This window comes from Kribbella jejuensis (genome assembly GCF_006715085.1).
GTDB lineage: Bacteria > Actinomycetota > Actinomycetes > Propionibacteriales > Kribbellaceae > Kribbella > Kribbella jejuensis.
Genome location: NZ_VFMM01000001.1, coordinates 1,227,405 through 1,242,677, shown reverse-complemented (window position 1 = coordinate 1,242,677; position 15,273 = coordinate 1,227,405). Strand labels below are relative to the sequence as shown.

The following is a 15,273-nucleotide window of genomic DNA, read 5'->3' as shown; positions in this document are numbered from 1 at the left end:
CACCAACAGCGCCGAACCGGCAGTGCTTACGCCTGCCGAGGCGGCTCGGTGGCTCCGCCGGAGGGGTTGCTGAGTGTTGCAGGTTCGGTCCTGCCTTCGCGGGAGGCGAGCAAGCGGCGGAACGATGCGACCCGGGCGGGATCGGCCTGTCCTTCGGCGACGGCTTCGTCGAGGGCGCAGTCGGGGGCGTCGGCCGCGTGTGTGCAGCCGCGGGGGCAGTCCTCGGCGAGTTCGGCCAGGTCCGGGAACGCGTGGATGAGCTTGTCCGGGTCCACGTGTGCAAGCCCGAACGAGCGGATGCCGGGCGTGTCGATCAGCCAGCCGCCCTCCGGCAGCCGCAGTACGACGGTGTTCGTCGACGTATGCCGGCCGCGGCCGGTCACCTCGTTGACGACGCCGATCGCCCGGCCGGCGCCGGGGATGATGCCGTTCACCAGCGTGGACTTGCCGACGCCGGAATGTCCGACCAGGACGCTCGTCCGGTCGCGCAGCTGCTCGCGGAGCTCGGTCAGGTCACCGCCCTGGTGGGTGGCGACCGACTCGACACCGAGCGGGCGGTAGATCGAGAGCAGCGGATCCGGGTCGGCGAGGTCGGTCTTGGTCAGGCAGAGCAGCGGCCGCATGCCGGCGTCGTACGCGGCGACCAGGAACCGGTCGATCAGGCCGGTCCGGGGCTCGGGGTTCGCGACCGCGACGACGATCACCAGCTGGTCCGCGTTCGCCACCAGCGGGCGTTCGACCGGGTCCTCGTCATCGGCGGAGCGCCGCAGCAGCGTCGCCCGGGGGAGTACCTCGACGATCCTGGCCAGGGTGCCTTCGTCGCCGGTCGCGTCGCCGTCGAGTTTGACCCGGTCGCCCACGATCACCCCGGTCCGGCCGAGTTGCCGGGCCTTCATCGCCGTCACCTCGCGGCCGATCCCGTCCGCGTCCTCGGCCCAGCAGGTATAGCGCCCGCGGTCCCGGGTGATCACCACAGCCTCGGCAGCGTCGTCGTACGAGGGGCGGTCCTTGGTCCGCGGCCGCGTACGCCGCTTCGGCCGGTCGTACCGCGCCTCCTCGTCGTACCGCGACATCAGGACACGAGCCCTGACCACATCTCGGGGAACTCGGGCAAGGTTTTCGCGGTGGTGGCGATGTTTTCGATCTGCAGGTCGTCGACGAGCAGGCCGACGACGGCGGCGGCGTGTGCCATCCGGTGGTCGGCGTAGGTGCGGAAAAGCCCACCGTGCAAGGGTTTCGGGCGGATCGCCAGCCCGTCCTCGAGCTGTGTCACGTCGCCGCCGAGCGCGTTGAACTCGGTCTCGAGTGCGGCCAGCCGGTCCGTCTCGTGGTTGCGCAGGTGCGCGATTCCCCGCAGGTACGACGGCCCATCGGCGAAGGCCGCGACCGCGGCGATCACCGGCGACAGCTCGCCCACCTCGCTCAGATCGAGGTCGACCGCCGCGACCCGACCGCTACCGCGCACCGTCAGGTCGCTGTCCGTCAGCGTCACGGATGCGCCGAACCGGGTGAAGATGTCCGGCAGTTGGCCACCCGGCTGCGTGGTCTCCGCGGGCCAGCCGGTCACGGTGACGGAGCCGCCGGTGACGACGGCCGCGGCCAGGAACGGCGCGGCGTTCGACAGGTCCGGCTCGATCGCGGTGTCCCGCGCTTGAATGGGGCCGGGGGCAACGACCCAGCGGTTCGGCTCGGCGTCGTCGACCTGGACGCCGCGCTCGCGTAGCATCGCGACCGACATGTCCAGGTGCGGCTGCGACGGCACCGGCTTCCCGTCGTGGCGGATGTCGACGCCTTCGTCGTACCGTGCGCCGGCCAGCAGCAGCGCGGACACGAACTGACTCGACCCGGACGCGTCCAGCGTCACCTTGCCGCCGCGCACCGACCCGGTGCCGGACACGGTGTACGGCATCCGCCCGGTGCCGCCGTCGTCGATTTGTACGCCGAGAGCGCGCAACGCGCCGAGGATGACGCCCATCGGCCGCTCCCGCGCGTACTCGTCGCCGTCGAAGGCGACCACGCCGTCGGCCAGCGCGGCGACCGGCGGGACGAACCGCATCACGGTGCCGGCCAGACCGCAGTCGACGTCGGCCGGTCCTTTGAGCGAGCCCGGGGTGACGGTGACCGTCGTACCGTTCTCGCTGATGCCGACGCCGAGCGAAACCAATGCGGATCGCATCAGCGAGGTGTCGCGCGCCTTGAGCAGGCCGGTCAGGTGCGACGGGCCGTCGGCGAGCGCGGCGAGGATGAGCGCACGATTGCTGATCGACTTCGATCCGGGCACTGTGACGCGCCCTGAAACCGCTCCTTCAGCCCGCGGCGCCGGCCATCCTTGCTCGCTCATTCGACTCCCTCGACTCAGGTGGTTACAGCCCTGAGCCTAGGGCATTCAGCCGAGGTGCAGCTCAGCCTTCGCGAGCTTCGCGGCCTGCTTCGCCTCGCGGGCGAGCTGCTTCGCCTCCCGCTTGGCAGCCTTGGCGCCGCGCTTGGTCTCGCGCTTGGCCGCCTTGGCGCCGTGAGTGGCCCGCCAGGCGACGCCCGGCTTGCCTTCGGTGTCGACCGCGGCGAGCAGCAGGCCGCCCATGAGCCCCAGGTTCTTCATGAACTGGATGCGCTGCAGGTTGCGGACGTCCTTGTCCTTCTCCTGCCAGAAGGAGTGACCCGCGAGAGTGGTCGGCACCAGCGACGCGGCCAGCAGGGACGCACCGAGCCGGCGGCCCTTCCCGGTCGCGAGCGCGAGCCCGCCGACGAGATGGACGGCACCGTTCAGCCGGACGAGGTTGGCGGTCGTCTCGGGGATCCGCTCGCTCACCTGCGGCGGCGCGACCTTCTTCATCGCCGGGACGAGCCGGTCGGTCACCGGCTGCGCCTTGGGCACCAGCGGCTCGGGGTTCCGGATCGCGTTGACACCCTGCACGACGAAAATGACGGACAGCAACGGCCTGGCCAGTGCGCGCACGACAGTCATGGCATCCTCCGGAGAAGGCCGGATCGGGTGTGGGAGTATCGGACTTCGCTGAGCGAATCCGAAAACTGTCGGTGAGGCATGGCAGGTTTCCTTTCGTGTCCAGATACCGTCTCGTGCCGAGCCAAGAGCAGGAGGCTGCTCTGGCCGAGCATTGTCGGCACGCGCGGTTCGTGTGGAACCTCGCGCTGGAGCAGTGGTCGATGTGGCGGCCGGGCCGCCGCGTCGCGACACCTTCGTACGGTGTGCAATCCGTTCAGTTGACCGAGGCCCGTGCGGTGACGCCATGGCTGCGGGCAGGGTCGCAGATCGTGCAGCAGCAGGCCCTCCGCGATTTCCGGCAGGCTGTCACCAACTTCTACAACGGCTCCCACCGACGACCTACGTGGCGTCGTGCGGGACGGCACGAGGGGTTCCGGGTCACAGGAGCCCAGTCGCGACGAATCGAGCGACTGTCCAGGAAGTGGGGCAGGGTGCTCATCCCGAAGGCGGGCTGGGTCAAGTTCCGGCTGTCCAGGACGCTTCCGGACGCAAAGTCGTACCGTGTAACTCGCGATGGGACGGGACGGTGGCACCTTGCCTTCGCCGTCGTTCCGGAGCCCGTCCCCGCCCCAGGAAACGGCGAAGTTGTGGGGATGGATCGGGGCGTCGTGGTATCGGTGGCGCTCTCGACGGGGGAGCTTCTCACTGTGCCGCGGCTTCGACGCACTGAGCGTGCTCGGATGTTGCGGCTGCAACGCCGGTTGGCCCGTGCCAAGCGTGGATCCAATCGGCGCGGTCGGCTGCGGGCTGCGATCGCGAAGCTGAAGTCTCGGGAAGTGGACCGGCGGAAGAACTGGGTCGAGCAGACATCCACCGACGTAGCGCGACGGTTCGACGTGATCGGTGTCGAGGATCTCCGGGTAACAAACATGACCCGATCCGCGAGAGGCACACTCGACGACCCCGGCCGGAACGTGCAGCAAAAGGCAGGTCTGAACCGCGCCATTCTCGCGAATGCCTGGGGCCTTCTCGTGGCTCGCCTGGAAGACAAAGCTCCCGGACGAGTCGCAAAGGTTCATCCGGCTCATACCAGTCAGACGTGTTCGCGGTGCGGGACTGTGGATCGAGAGGCGCGCGAGAGCCAAGCCGCCTACCGGTGCAGGTCCTGTGGTCACAGCGCACATGCAGACACAAACGCAGCCTGCAACATCGCAGCTCGCACCATCGCGGCCGGACGGGCCGTGACAGCACGCAGAGACCTCGGCCTCAGCCGGTCTGCGAAGCGTGAACCGCAACTCGCTGCCTCCGTGTAGCGCAGTTGAGTCCCGGCACTCTGCGTACCGGGAGGACGTCAAGCCTCCTTCATACACCACGTTTCGTACGAGGTCCGGTACCCACCGCTGAACCCTGTGATCAGATGGGGCATCCGTCCGGGCCGCACTCGACGTCACCGTCGGTCGTGGCGCCCGGTGCGGTGATGAGCGTGACCGGCTGACGGTCCGCGTTCGCCCGGCGCAGGGCCTCCTGGAAGACCTCCACCGGCTGCGCACCGCTGACGCCGTACTTCTCGTCGATGACGAAGAACGGTACGCCGTTGGCGCCGTACGCGAGGGCCTGCGCCTGGTCCGTCGCGACCTCGTCGGTGTACGCCGAACCCGCCAGCACCTCACGGACCCGCTCGGTGGGCAGGCCGACCTCGGTGGCGAGCTCCGTCAGCGTGGCGTGGTCACCGACCGGGAGGCCGTCGGTGAAGTAGGCCTTGAGCAGGCGCTCCTTGAAGCGGCCCTGGGTATCGGCCGGAACCTCACCGGCCTCAGCGAGTTCACGGGCCAAGTGGAGGACGCGGTGTGCGTCGACGGTGTTCGCGGCCTTGGCCTGGTCAAGGTGGTACTCAAGGCCGACCTCAGCCGCGACCTCGGTGACGTGGGCGTTCGCCTGCAGGCCCCACTCGCGGCCGCGGCCGTACTTCTCGCCCAGCCGGGTCGCCAGATCCCGCGGGTCGTCGTTCGTCGAGGACGGGTCGAGCTGGAAGCTGTGCCAGACCACCTCAGCCTGGGTACTGCTGCCGGCAAGGGCCTCTTCGAGGCGGCGCTTACCGATGTAGCACCACGGGCAGACGACGTCGGACCACACATCAATGCGCATAACTGTGAGCAACTGGTGACTCCGTGGACCTATTCCCAACCAGCACCCGGTGTGACGCGTCTGACGCACCATGGATCAGGAACTTCTGCGGACCCTGTTGAAAGAGCAGCACCCCGATCTGGCCGAGCTGGAGCTCAAGGAGGTGGACGGCGGCTGGGGCAATCAGATGTGGCGCCTGGGTGCCGACCTGGCCGTCAGAGTGCCCCGCCACGACCCCCCGAACCGGCTCCTCATCGAGCACCGCTGGCTCCCGGAGATCGCGGCCCGGGTCGCACTGCCCGTCCCGACACCGGTCCGGCTCGGCAAGCCGTCGGACCGCTTCCCCAACACCTGGCTGGTCACCACCTGGGTCGCCGGCGAGCCCGCCGACCGTACGCCGATCAGCGCGGCGCAGGCCGCCGACACTCTGGCCGCCTTCCTGCGCGCCCTGCACACCGAGGCGCCTGCCGACGCGCCGAAGAGCTTCGGCCGGGGCGACCCGCTGCGCGGCCACACCGAGGGCTTCGAGAAGTGGGCGGACGAGTTCGCGGTCGAGGACGCCGTACGGGAGATCTGGGCGGAGGGGCTCGCGGCGCCGGAGTACGCGGGTGCGCCGGTGTGGCTGCACAGCGACCTGCACCCGGCGAACGTGGTCGTTGCCGACGGCACCCTCGCCGGCGTGATCGACTTCGGCGACCTGTCCCACGGCGACCCGGCCACCGACCTGTCGGCTGCCTGGCTCCTGCTCCCCGACGGCACGGTGGACCGGTTCTTCGATTCCTACCCGGTCGACGACGCCACCTACCGCCGCTCCCGCGCCTGGGCCGCCGCCCGCGCCCTCTCCCTGATCGCCATCGGCACAGCCGGTGTCAAGAACCTCCCCGGCGGTAAACCGACCTGGCTGCCCGCCGGTCACGCCGCGCTGAAACGCCTGCTCTGAAGGTCTCGCGGAGCCCCCGGCTCGGCTGCTGACATGCCTCCCGTCACCACGTCCGCGGCCGTGTCAGTGCCACGGCTGCCCGGTGTCAGCCCGGCCTTTCAGAGTGGTGGCAACAACAACGAAGCAAACCATTCGAAAGGCACCACAATGTCGAAGAAGTTCAACACCCCGCAGGCCGTCTCCGCAGTACTAAACATTCCCGCCGGACGAGTCGAGCTGATCGCCGCGGACCGGGCCGACACCGTGGTCGAGGTGTTGCCGGCGGACCCGTCGAAGGGGCGGGACGTCAAGGTCGCGGAGGAAACCCAGATCGAGTACGCGGACGGCGTACTGCGGATCACGGTCACCGCCAAGAACCAGTACTTCGGCCCGACCGGGTCCGTCGCGGTCAAGGTGGAGCTGCCGGCCGGTTCGCGGGTCGAGGTCAAGGCCGCGAGCGCGGAACTGCGGTCCTCGGGCCCGCTCGGCGCCGTCGTCGTCGAGAGCTCGCACGGTTCGATCAACCTGACGGACGTGGCGAGCGCCCGGATCAGCACGGTCGCCGGTGACGTCGAGGTCGGCCGGCTGAACGGCCCGGCCGAGATCCGGACCAGCAAGGGCGACATCCGGATCGCCGAGGCCGTCCAGGGCGCGCTGGTCCTGACGACCGACGTCGGCGAGATCGAGGTCGGCGCCGCCACCGGTGTGTCGGCCACGCTGGACGCCGGCACCACCACCGGCCGGATCAGCAACTCGCTGAAGAACTCCGAGGCCGCCCAGCTCACCATCCGGGCGACCACCACCGTCGGCGACATCGTCGCCCACAGCCTCTGATCGGGGGAGTACACAACTATGTCAACGAACGGAATCTCCGCAGCCGGTGAGAAGCGGCTGCACGAGGTCCTGGCCCGGTACGTCGACTCCGGGAAGATCCCCGGGGTCGTCGCGCTGGTCGGCCGTGGCGACGCCGAGCCGTACGTCGAGGCGCTCGGGACCCTGCGCCACGACGGCGGGCCGCCGATGCAACGCGACACGATCTTCCGGATGGCGTCGACGTCGAAGCCGGTCACGGTCGCGGCCGCGATGGTGCTGCTCGACGACTGCCGGATGCGGCTCGACGACGTGGTCGACACCTGGCTGCCGGAGGTCGCCGGCCGCAAGGTTCTCCGGACCATCGACTCGGAGCTGGACGACACGGTGCCGGCCAAGCGGCCGATCACCGTGCGGGACGTGCTGACCTCGACCTTCGGGCTCGGCATGGACATGACCTCGCTCGGTACGCCGATCATGAACGAGGTCTTCGCCCAGGGCCTGACGCCGAACCTGCCCGAGCCGATGCCCGAGCAGGACGAGTGGATGCGGCGCCTCGGGACCCTGCCGCTGATGCATCAGCCCGGTGAGCGCTGGCAGTACCAGATCAGCAGCGACCTGCTCGGCGTACTGGTGTCCAGGGTCTCCGGGCAGTCGTTCGGCGACTTCCTGCAGGAGCGGGTGTTCGGCCCGCTCGGCATGAAGGACACCGGGTTCTACGTACCGTCCGAGGATCTGCACCGGTTGCCACCGCTGTACGTGACGGACCCTGTGACCGGTGACTTCCAGGTGTGGGACGAGGCCGAGGGCGGCCGGCACAGCACTCCGCCGGCGTTCCAGGGTGGCGGCGGTGGGCTCAACTCGACCGCCGACGACTACTACTCGTACTTCCGGATGCTGCTGAACCTCGGTAGACACCAGGGTGAGCGGATCCTGTCCCGGCCGGCTGTGGAGCTGATGACCACCAACCGGCTCACCCCGGAGCAGTTGACCTGGCGGGAGGCGATGGCCCGGGACAACGTCCACATCTCGTTCGGCCAGGGCCAGCAGGGTGGCTGGGGCTTCGGGATGACGGTCCGGACTTACCGGGGCGACTACGCGCCGGTCGGCCAGTTCGGGTGGGACGGCGGATCCGGTACGTCGACGTACGCGGACCCTGCCAACCAGGTGGTGGGCATCCTGCTGACGCAGCTCGGCGCCACGACCGCGACACCGATGCAGATCATGCAGGACTTCTGGACGACGATCTACCAGTCGCTCGACTGAACGCCTTGGGTCAGCGAGCGGCCTGTTCGATCAGACGGGTGACCGTGCTGGGGTGTGACAGGGCCACCAGGTGCGACGCGCCTGGTACCTCCACCGTGGTGGCGTGCGCGCGCTGGGCCATGAAGAGCTCGGCGGCCGGTGCGATCGCGTGGTCGCCGGTCGGCACCAGTGCGTACTTCGGAAGCGCAGCAGGAGCCGTCGCCAGGATCGTCTCGTCGAAGACAGCTGCCGCGACCGGCCGCTGCGAGGCGCCCAGTACGGCGGCCTGCCGGGCCGGCAGGTCGGCCGCGAAGACCCGGTGGAAGGCCTCCGGTTTCACCACCAGGTCGACGCCGCCCGGGTAGCTGATCGCGTTCGTCGTGTCCGGGCCGAGCTCGCTGCCCGGGAACTTCGAGTTCAGCGCACCGATCGTTTCCCCGGCCTGCGGGATGAAGGCGGCGACGTAGACGAGCGACTTCACGCCACTCGTCCCGGCGAGCTCGCTGACCAGCGCGCCGCCGTACGAGTGCCCGACGAGCACCTTGGGACCCTGGATCCCGTCCAGGACACCCTTCAGGTACGCCGTGTCCGTCGCGACGCCACGCAGCGGTACGGCGGGGGCGACCACGGTGTAGCCGTCCCGCTGGAGCCGCTCGGTCACGCCGGACCAGCTGGCCGCATCGGCGAACGCGCCGTGTAGGAGGACAATGGTCGGCTTCGGCCGGTGCTCGGTCTGAGCGCTCGCAGTCGTGATGCCGGTGACCATGAGGGCAGCCGCGGCGAGGGTGGTGATCAGGTGCCGGAGTCTCATCGGTCGGCACCTGCCTCGACCGCGGTCGCGATGAAGTCGGCGACGGCCTTCGGCTGCGAGACGGCGACCGCGTGCGAGCCGTCGACCTCGATCGTGGTGGCGTTCGCGCGGGCGGCCATCGTCCGCTCCCCGTCCGGGTGGATCGCCTCGTCGTGGGTGGCGACCAGGGCGTAGACCGGGAGGCGCTTCCAGCTCGCCGTACCGGACTTCTCGGCGAAGGCCGCGGCGGCGATCGGCCGCTGGGTCCGGCCGAGCAGCTCGGCGTCCTCGACGTCGGCCGCGAACAGCGCGTGGAACTTGGACCGGTCGATGCTCAGCCAGGTCTCCTCGGCGCCGTCGCCGGTCGGCAGCTGGTGCGGTACCAGACCGGCCGCGAAGTCGTTGGCGGGGAAGCTGCCGAGCAGGTCCTGCAGGCTCTCGCCCTCCTCCGGGACGAAGGCCGCGACGTAGACCAGCGCGGACACGTTGTCGGCCTGGTTGGCGGCCGCGGTGATCACGGCACCGCCGTAGGAGTGCCCGACCAGGACGACCGGGCCGTCGATCTCCCGGACCTGGGCGGCCACCCGGCTGCCGTCGAGGGCCGGGCCGCGCAGCTCGTTGGCGACCGCGATGGCCGGGATGCCGCGGCTGGTCAGCTCGGCGATCACACCGGACCAGCTGGAGTTCTCCGCGAACGCACCGTGCACCAGGACGACGGTGGGGGTCTTCTCAGTCATTTCTGCTGTTCCCTTCTCGGTTGCTTGCTAGAAGGAAACCGCTGACGGCCGCTCCGGCGGATCGGGCGAACACATGAACCTTGTCGTGCTGCCCGTGGTCCAGGTGCACCCAAAACTCATGCGTTCGGGGGAGGGGCGAACCGCTCGAGCACCAGGCGGGTCAGCTGGACCCGGGAGTTCACCCCGAGCTTGCCGAACACTGCCCGCAGATGCGTACCGACCGTACTGGCAGACACCACGAGCTCGTCTGCGGCCGACCGGTTCGTGTGCCCGTCGGCGACGAGCAGCGCGACCCGGCGCTCCATCGGGGTGAGCGACTCCCACCCCTCCTGGGCCCGTGGCGGTACGGCGGCCCAGCGACGTCGCCGTACTCCGGCGGCCTGCAGGATCGCCTGGATCCGCCCGGCCGGAGCCGTCGCGCCCAGAGCGGCCAGGCTGTCCAGCGCATGCTCCAGCGCCGGTACGCCGTTCGCGCGGTCTCCTGCCTCCAGAGCGGCCCGTCCGTACCGCTCCTCGGCCTGTGCCAGCAGTAACGGCCTGTCCGCTGAACGGAGGAGCTCCAGCGCTGCAGCGAGCTTCTCGACGTCATCACCGGCAGCCACGACCGCAAGCGCACCACGGCTCGCCGCCGAAGGCTGGACCTGCTCCAGCTCACGGAGGGCGTTGCCCTGCAGCAGTACGGCGATGCGCTCCGGGAAGTCGTACGGCGTGGTGGCCAGGCGGTCGACTGCGTGCGTGTCGCCGTCGGCGATCGCCAGGAGTGCACTGATGGTCGGGTCGCTGCCAGCCAGCTTCCGGGCCTGGGAGAGGTGCCCACGGAGCAGTGCCACTAGTGCGAGGACCTGGTCAGCGGCAGGCGCGAGCGTGCGGTCGTGTAACTGGTCCATCCAGCGCAGACCGGCATGCGCGGCGTCCTCGGCTTCCTGCAGGTTGCCGGACGCGTACTCGAGCCGCGCGTGCAGCACAGCCAGCTGTGGCGCCGCCCACGAATCGCCCGCGGTCATCAACTCCCGTACCCGCGCCAGCGCAGCCGGCAGCTCGTCGGTCTCGGCCCGGCAGTACAGCTCGCCCACCTCGACCAACGTCGCGGGCAGACTCCCAAGCCCCACCGGCGCCCGCCGTGCCGCCGCGTAGAGGGCCCGAGCGTCGCCGAACCGTCCCTCACCCCACGCCCGTTCCGCCTCAGCTACCTGCAACAGTCCGTGGGCAATCGGGTCGGTTGCCGAAGCCGGGGCGTCCGCACCCGCGAGAGCACGGTGGCCGGCAAGACGTTCCGCGAGATGCGCCGCGGCACCCGGAGCGGTCAGCTCGTCGGCATCGAGACGACGGAACGGGGCGAGATGCAGGAGAAGGGTCGCCCGCACATCAGCAGTCGCGCCGCGCCGCAGGTCCTCCGCGAACGCCCTGGCCCGGTCGTACTGGTATGCGGCCAGCAGCACGCTCACGACCTCCATGCCGACCTCCGCCCGGAGCGGATCGCCCTCGCGCGTCAGGTCGAACGCCTGCTGGATCACCTCCGCCGCGGTGGTCGACATGGTCGCCAGTAGGTCCCGCGCCGCCTCCCGCAGCGTCTCGACAGCCGCCGTGTCACCCGGCTGAGCAACAGCGAGCACATGGGGAGCAGCCGCCGCAGCCCCGCGCCCCGCGGACATCAGCTGGTTGGCGATCGCGCCATGCAGCGCCCGCTGAGCAGACGGCGGTACGTCGGCCAACGCCGCGGACCGCAGTAGCTCGTGCCGAAACCGCAGTAATGAACCTCCGTCAGCCAGCAGTCCCGCCTGTATCGCCTCCTCCAGCGGCGCAGCCAGCCGTGCTACGGGCACAGCCATCAGTACGGCGACGTCCTCCAGGCGGAACTCGCTCCCGAAGACAGCCGCCGTTCGTACAAGCTCTCGGCTCGTCTCGGACAACTCCTTGGTACGACGGCGTACGCCCTCCACCAGGCCCGCGGACAGGTCGTTGTCGCTCAGGTACAGCCCGGCGATGAGCTGCTCGGCCAGGAACGGGATGCCCTGCACGCCGGCGAGCTGCACCGCAAGCGACGGATCCACCGCGCGATGCAAACGATCCGCAGCGAGGTCCTGGATCGCGTCGGCGCTCAGCGGTGCCAGCGGGATGCTGTGCACCGGTACGTTGACGGCCTCGACCAGCTGGTCCGTCACACCACCAGACGTAGGCCGGGTCGCCAGCAGCCACAGCACCTGCGCAGTGGGGAGACGATCGACCGCGACCCGCAGTACGAACGCCGTCAGCGGGTCCGACCACTGCGCGTCGTCGAGCACAATCAGGGCCCGTACCCCGGCCAGCCGCCGCCCGATGAGGTCCGCCAACCGCTCCGCCAGCCACAAGGGCTGCGTGTTGAGGTTGGCCAGCTCCAGGAACTGTTCCGTGTCGATCAGCGGCTCCGAGCCCGCTCGGAGCGCAGGAGCAAGCGAGGCGAGCGGACTGATGTTGTCGGTCTGGTGTGCAACCGCACTGGCCACCAGGAAGCCCTGACGTTCAGCCTGCTCCACAGCGGCCGCGAGCAGCGCCGACTTGCCGATACCCGGCTCACCGCTGACGACCGCCAGCGACGCCCGTCCGGTGCCGGCTGCACGCAACGCTTCCAGGAGCTTGCCCAGCTCCTCAGACCGTCCCCGCAGCGGCACCATGGTGGATTTGTATCAACCGCAGCGACGGACAGCCAGCAGGGCATACACCCGGGCAGCCCGCAGTACGTCGGCCAGTACGACGTGCTCGTCCGCCGCATGTGCGTACCAGACGTCACCCGGCCCGTACTGCAACGTCGGCACGCCTGCCGCCGAGTACTGCCGGAGGTCGGATCCGTACGGCGCTCCCTTGACCGCCGGGGTCTCGCCAGACACGTCAGCAACCGCCTGCACCGTGTCGGCCAGCAGTGGGTCGCCGTCACGCAGCAGACCTGAGGCGAACTCACCGCCAGGCCAAGTGACCGTCACCGGATGCTCCCGCAGCCAGTCGTCCTTCGCACACGCTTCGGCAACCGCAGTCTCGAAGGCAGCCCGCGCTTCCGCGATCCCTTCACCCAGGCGTACGCCGTACCGGCCCTCGGCCACCAGCCGGTCCGGTACCGTGCTCGCCCAGTCGCCGGCCGCGATCGTGCCGACCGAGAGCGGGTTCGCCAGGTCGAGGTGGGCGAGCAGCGGATGCGGGTCCTGGTTGCGCCTGCGTTCGAGCTCCTGCAGCGCGGTCTGGATCACCGTGAACTTCTCGATCGCGCTCACCCCGCGGCTGCGCGTCGAACCGTGCGTCGCCAGCCCCGGAACCTCGAGCCGGAACGTCAGCGAGCCGGAGTTCGCCGGGATCACCGTGTGCGCGGTCGGTTCGGCGATCAGGCACGCCTCGCCACGATGCCCGCGCCGCAGCGTCGCGAATGCGCCGACGCCGCCGTCCTCCTCGCCGATCACCGTGTGCACCGCCAACGGCTTCCGCAGCCGAATGCCCGCTGCAACGACCGCCGATACCGCACCGAGGATCGCCGCGACCCCGCCCTTCATGTCGCAGGTCCCGCGGCCCCACATCACGCCATCCTCGACCCGCGCGTCGAAGGCGTCGCCCGGCACCACGTCGACATGCCCATTGAGGATCAGTCCGGGCGTCGCGTCACCCCCGAGTACGCCGACGCACCCCCAGGCTTCGTCGCGCTCGACCTCCATGCCCGGGAACCCCGGATCGTCGGTCGCCAGGTCGAGCCGCCAGTGGTCCACGTCCAGTCCGAGCGACCGCAGCCGGTCCGCACACCACGTCTGTACCTCGATCTCGGCCGCGGTCCCGTCCACGCTCGGGATCCGCACCAACTCCCGCAGATTGTCGACGATCCACTGGTCGTCGATCGCCGCCAGAACGGCCTGTTCAGTCTCGGAATCCACGGCACTTGAATATCACCGATCGGCCGACAAGTTCTGACCGATCGCCCGACAGACGCGGCCCGGCGCTGCTGGCAGCCTTCCGAGAAGACGGCCCACTCGGGGTCGGGGGGAAGGGAAACCGCAATGCACCGCAAGAAGAAGATCATCATCGCCGCAGCCGCCACTCTGGTGATCGGCGCCGGTTCCGCCTTCGCGTACTGGAGCACCACGGGCTCCGGCACCGGCACGGGCGCCACGTCCGCCGGCGCCAGCAACCTCGCGATCGCGCAGACCAGCACCATCTCGAACATGTACCCGGGCGACAGCGCCCAGACCATCAGCGGCACCGTCACCAACAACGCGTCGAACAGCGCGTACGTCAACTCGGTCACGGTAAGCATCGCGAGCGTCACCCAGGCCCAGGGCGCCACCGGGACCTGTGACGCCACGGACTACACCCTGGCGAACCCGACGATGTCCGTGGCCAGCGATGTCGCCGCGGGCGCTACCGCGAACTTCACCGGCGCGACGATCAAGTTCAACAACAAGGCCAGCAACCAGGACGGCTGCAAGGGCGCGACCGTCAACTTGGCCTACGCCAGCAACTAGTAGTTCGCCGTCGCGGTTTCCCGGTTTCCCGGGCGAGGTGCTTCATCGACCCAGCGCCTCGCCCGGGCCGGGACCGCAGCTGTTCTTGGGGGGAGTGAGCAACGGATGCGAGGCACGCGTACCGTGCGGAGTCAAGGGCCGCGCCGGGTGATCAGGTTCCTGATCGCCGGTCTGGGCCTGGTGCTCGCCGCGGCCGGCCTGGCGTACGCCGCGCAGCCGCCGAAACCCGGCCTCACGCTGGGCATCGCACCGGCGAGTCAATCGGTGACCCGCGGCCAGCCGGCGACCTACACGGTCAGCGTTACCTCGACCGGTGGTTTCACCGGCACGGTGTCGCTCGGCGCGAGCGGCCTACCGAGCGCCACGTCGGCCGTCTTCAGCCCGGCGTCGGTCACGCTCACCTCCGGCGGTACGGCGCAGACGACGCTGACCGTCAGTACCACGGCCACAACACCGACCGGATCGGTCACTTTCAGCGTCCAGGGCACCAGCGGCAAGGTCAGCGGCAGCGTGTCAGCCGGCCTGACCGTCAACGCCCCGGTGTCCAGCTCGCTCGCGATGACCGCGACCCCGGCCTCGGTCACACTCGCACCCGGTTCGACGGCGGTCTTCACTGTGCAACTCACCCGCACGAACCTGCCCGGCGCGGTCACCTTCGGCACCGTCGGCGGCCTGCCGACCGGGGCGACCGCGACCTTCACGCCGAACCCGACGACCGGCAACACGTCGACGCTGCAGATCACCACACCGGCCACAGCGAACGACGGCACGTACCAGCTCTACCTGACCGCATCCGGTACCCGCCCGGCCGGATCGACGGTGTACGCGTACGCCTCGGTCCAACTGGTCGTTCTCACCAGCGGCAAGCCGTTCACGATCAGCGGGAACCTCGTCGGCCAACTGGCCCCGGGCGTCTCGCGAAGGCTGGACCTGACACTGACGAACCCGAACAAGAAGCCGATCTCCGTGACGAACCTGACGGTCGCCATCGCCTCGGTCACCCGCACGCAGTTCGCGATCAGCCACAACCAGCCGTGCGGCCCCGCCGACTACCGGATCACGCAGTACTCCGGGACCTATCCGCTGACCGTTCCGGGCAGTGGTGCCATCTCGGTCCCGAGCGGATCCGCGCCACAGGTCGCGATGCTCGACACCGCCACGAACCAGGACGGCTGCAAGGTCGCCACGGTCACGTTCACCTATTCGGGCGCCGGGCAGGGGAGCTGACC

Annotated in this window: 14 protein-coding genes; 6 read left to right on the top strand and 8 right to left on the bottom strand. The window is 69.7% G+C overall.

Going from position 1 to position 15,273, the window contains the following annotated elements; translation table 11 throughout:
* Nucleotides 1-26 precede the first annotated feature (26 nt).
* From rsgA to FB475_RS05985, 3 genes are read right to left on the bottom strand one after another with little or no spacing between them, the layout of a single operon-like run.
* Nucleotides 27-1,073, bottom strand: a complete 1,047-nt coding sequence (rsgA, locus tag FB475_RS05995) for a ribosome small subunit-dependent GTPase A (RefSeq protein WP_141853290.1) — start codon at nt 1,071-1,073, stop codon at nt 27-29.
* Nucleotides 1,073-2,341, bottom strand: coding sequence for a 3-phosphoshikimate 1-carboxyvinyltransferase (gene aroA, locus FB475_RS05990; RefSeq protein ID WP_141853288.1), 1,269 nt, complete (start codon nt 2,339-2,341; stop codon nt 1,073-1,075). Before aroA ends, rsgA begins: the two co-directional genes overlap by 1 nt.
* A 45-nt stretch (nt 2,342-2,386) precedes the next feature.
* Nucleotides 2,387-2,965, bottom strand: a complete 579-nt coding sequence (locus tag FB475_RS05985) for a DoxX family protein (RefSeq protein WP_141853286.1) — start codon at nt 2,963-2,965, stop codon at nt 2,387-2,389.
* Between FB475_RS05985 and FB475_RS05980 the strand changes: the two genes are divergently transcribed.
* Nucleotides 2,947-4,257, top strand: a complete 1,311-nt coding sequence (locus FB475_RS05980; protein WP_337678198.1) for an RNA-guided endonuclease InsQ/TnpB family protein — start codon at nt 2,947-2,949, stop codon at nt 4,255-4,257. The genes FB475_RS05985 and FB475_RS05980 overlap by 19 nt on opposite strands.
* Before the next feature lie 100 nt (nt 4,258-4,357).
* Here the strand turns inward: FB475_RS05980 and FB475_RS05975 are convergent, their stop codons facing one another.
* On the bottom strand, nt 4,358-5,089 hold the full coding sequence (locus FB475_RS05975; RefSeq protein WP_141853283.1) for a DsbA family oxidoreductase: 732 nt from the start codon (nt 5,087-5,089) through the stop codon (nt 4,358-4,360).
* A 70-nt stretch (nt 5,090-5,159) separates the two neighbouring features.
* On the opposite strand from FB475_RS05975, the gene FB475_RS05970 reads away from it, so the two are divergent.
* From FB475_RS05970 to FB475_RS05960, 3 genes are all read left to right on the top strand, one after another.
* Complete coding sequence (locus FB475_RS05970; RefSeq protein ID WP_141853281.1) at nt 5,160-6,008, top strand: aminoglycoside phosphotransferase family protein; 849 nt, start codon at nt 5,160-5,162, stop codon at nt 6,006-6,008.
* Between the two features lie 147 nt (nt 6,009-6,155).
* Nucleotides 6,156-6,821 (top strand): DUF4097 family beta strand repeat-containing protein, encoded by a 666-nt coding sequence (locus FB475_RS05965; RefSeq protein WP_141853279.1) that lies wholly within the window; start codon nt 6,156-6,158, stop codon nt 6,819-6,821.
* An 18-nt stretch (nt 6,822-6,839) separates the two neighbouring features.
* Nucleotides 6,840-8,063, top strand: coding sequence for a serine hydrolase domain-containing protein (locus FB475_RS05960; RefSeq protein ID WP_141853278.1), 1,224 nt, complete (start codon nt 6,840-6,842; stop codon nt 8,061-8,063).
* Nucleotides 8,064-8,073: 10 nt separating this feature from the next.
* Here the strand turns inward: FB475_RS05960 and FB475_RS05955 are convergent, their stop codons facing one another.
* The 4 genes from FB475_RS05955 to FB475_RS05940 all read right to left on the bottom strand — a co-directional run bounded on the left by FB475_RS05955 (nt 8,074) and on the right by FB475_RS05940 (nt 13,456).
* Nucleotides 8,074-8,853 carry an alpha/beta fold hydrolase gene (locus tag FB475_RS05955; RefSeq protein WP_141853276.1) on the bottom strand — a complete coding sequence of 260 codons (780 nt, stop codon included), beginning with the start codon at nt 8,851-8,853 and terminating at the stop codon, nt 8,074-8,076.
* Nucleotides 8,850-9,569: an alpha/beta fold hydrolase gene (locus FB475_RS05950; RefSeq protein ID WP_141853274.1), complete on the bottom strand. Its 720-nt coding sequence runs from the start codon at nt 9,567-9,569 to the stop codon at nt 8,850-8,852. The genes FB475_RS05955 and FB475_RS05950 overlap by 4 nt, the downstream gene beginning before the upstream one ends.
* Nucleotides 9,570-9,685: 116 nt before the next feature.
* The gene (locus FB475_RS05945) at nt 9,686-12,220 is read right to left on the bottom strand and encodes an ATP-binding protein (protein ID WP_141853272.1); all 2,535 of its coding nucleotides are present in this window, start codon (nt 12,218-12,220) and stop codon (nt 9,686-9,688) included.
* Nucleotides 12,221-12,232: 12 nt separating this feature from the next.
* Nucleotides 12,233-13,456, bottom strand: coding sequence for an ArgE/DapE family deacylase (locus tag FB475_RS05940; protein ID WP_141853270.1), 1,224 nt, complete (start codon nt 13,454-13,456; stop codon nt 12,233-12,235).
* 123 nt (nt 13,457-13,579) lie between these two features.
* Here FB475_RS05940 and FB475_RS05935 point away from each other — a divergent pair, with 123 nt between their 5' ends.
* Together FB475_RS05935 and FB475_RS05930 are read left to right on the top strand one after the other, a co-directional pair.
* Nucleotides 13,580-14,044, top strand: coding sequence for a hypothetical protein (locus tag FB475_RS05935; protein ID WP_141853268.1), 465 nt, complete (start codon nt 13,580-13,582; stop codon nt 14,042-14,044).
* Nucleotides 14,045-14,149: 105 nt separating this feature from the next.
* Nucleotides 14,150-15,271, top strand: a complete 1,122-nt coding sequence (locus FB475_RS05930; protein ID WP_141853266.1) for a COG1470 family protein — start codon at nt 14,150-14,152, stop codon at nt 15,269-15,271.
* Nucleotides 15,272-15,273 lie beyond the last annotated feature (2 nt).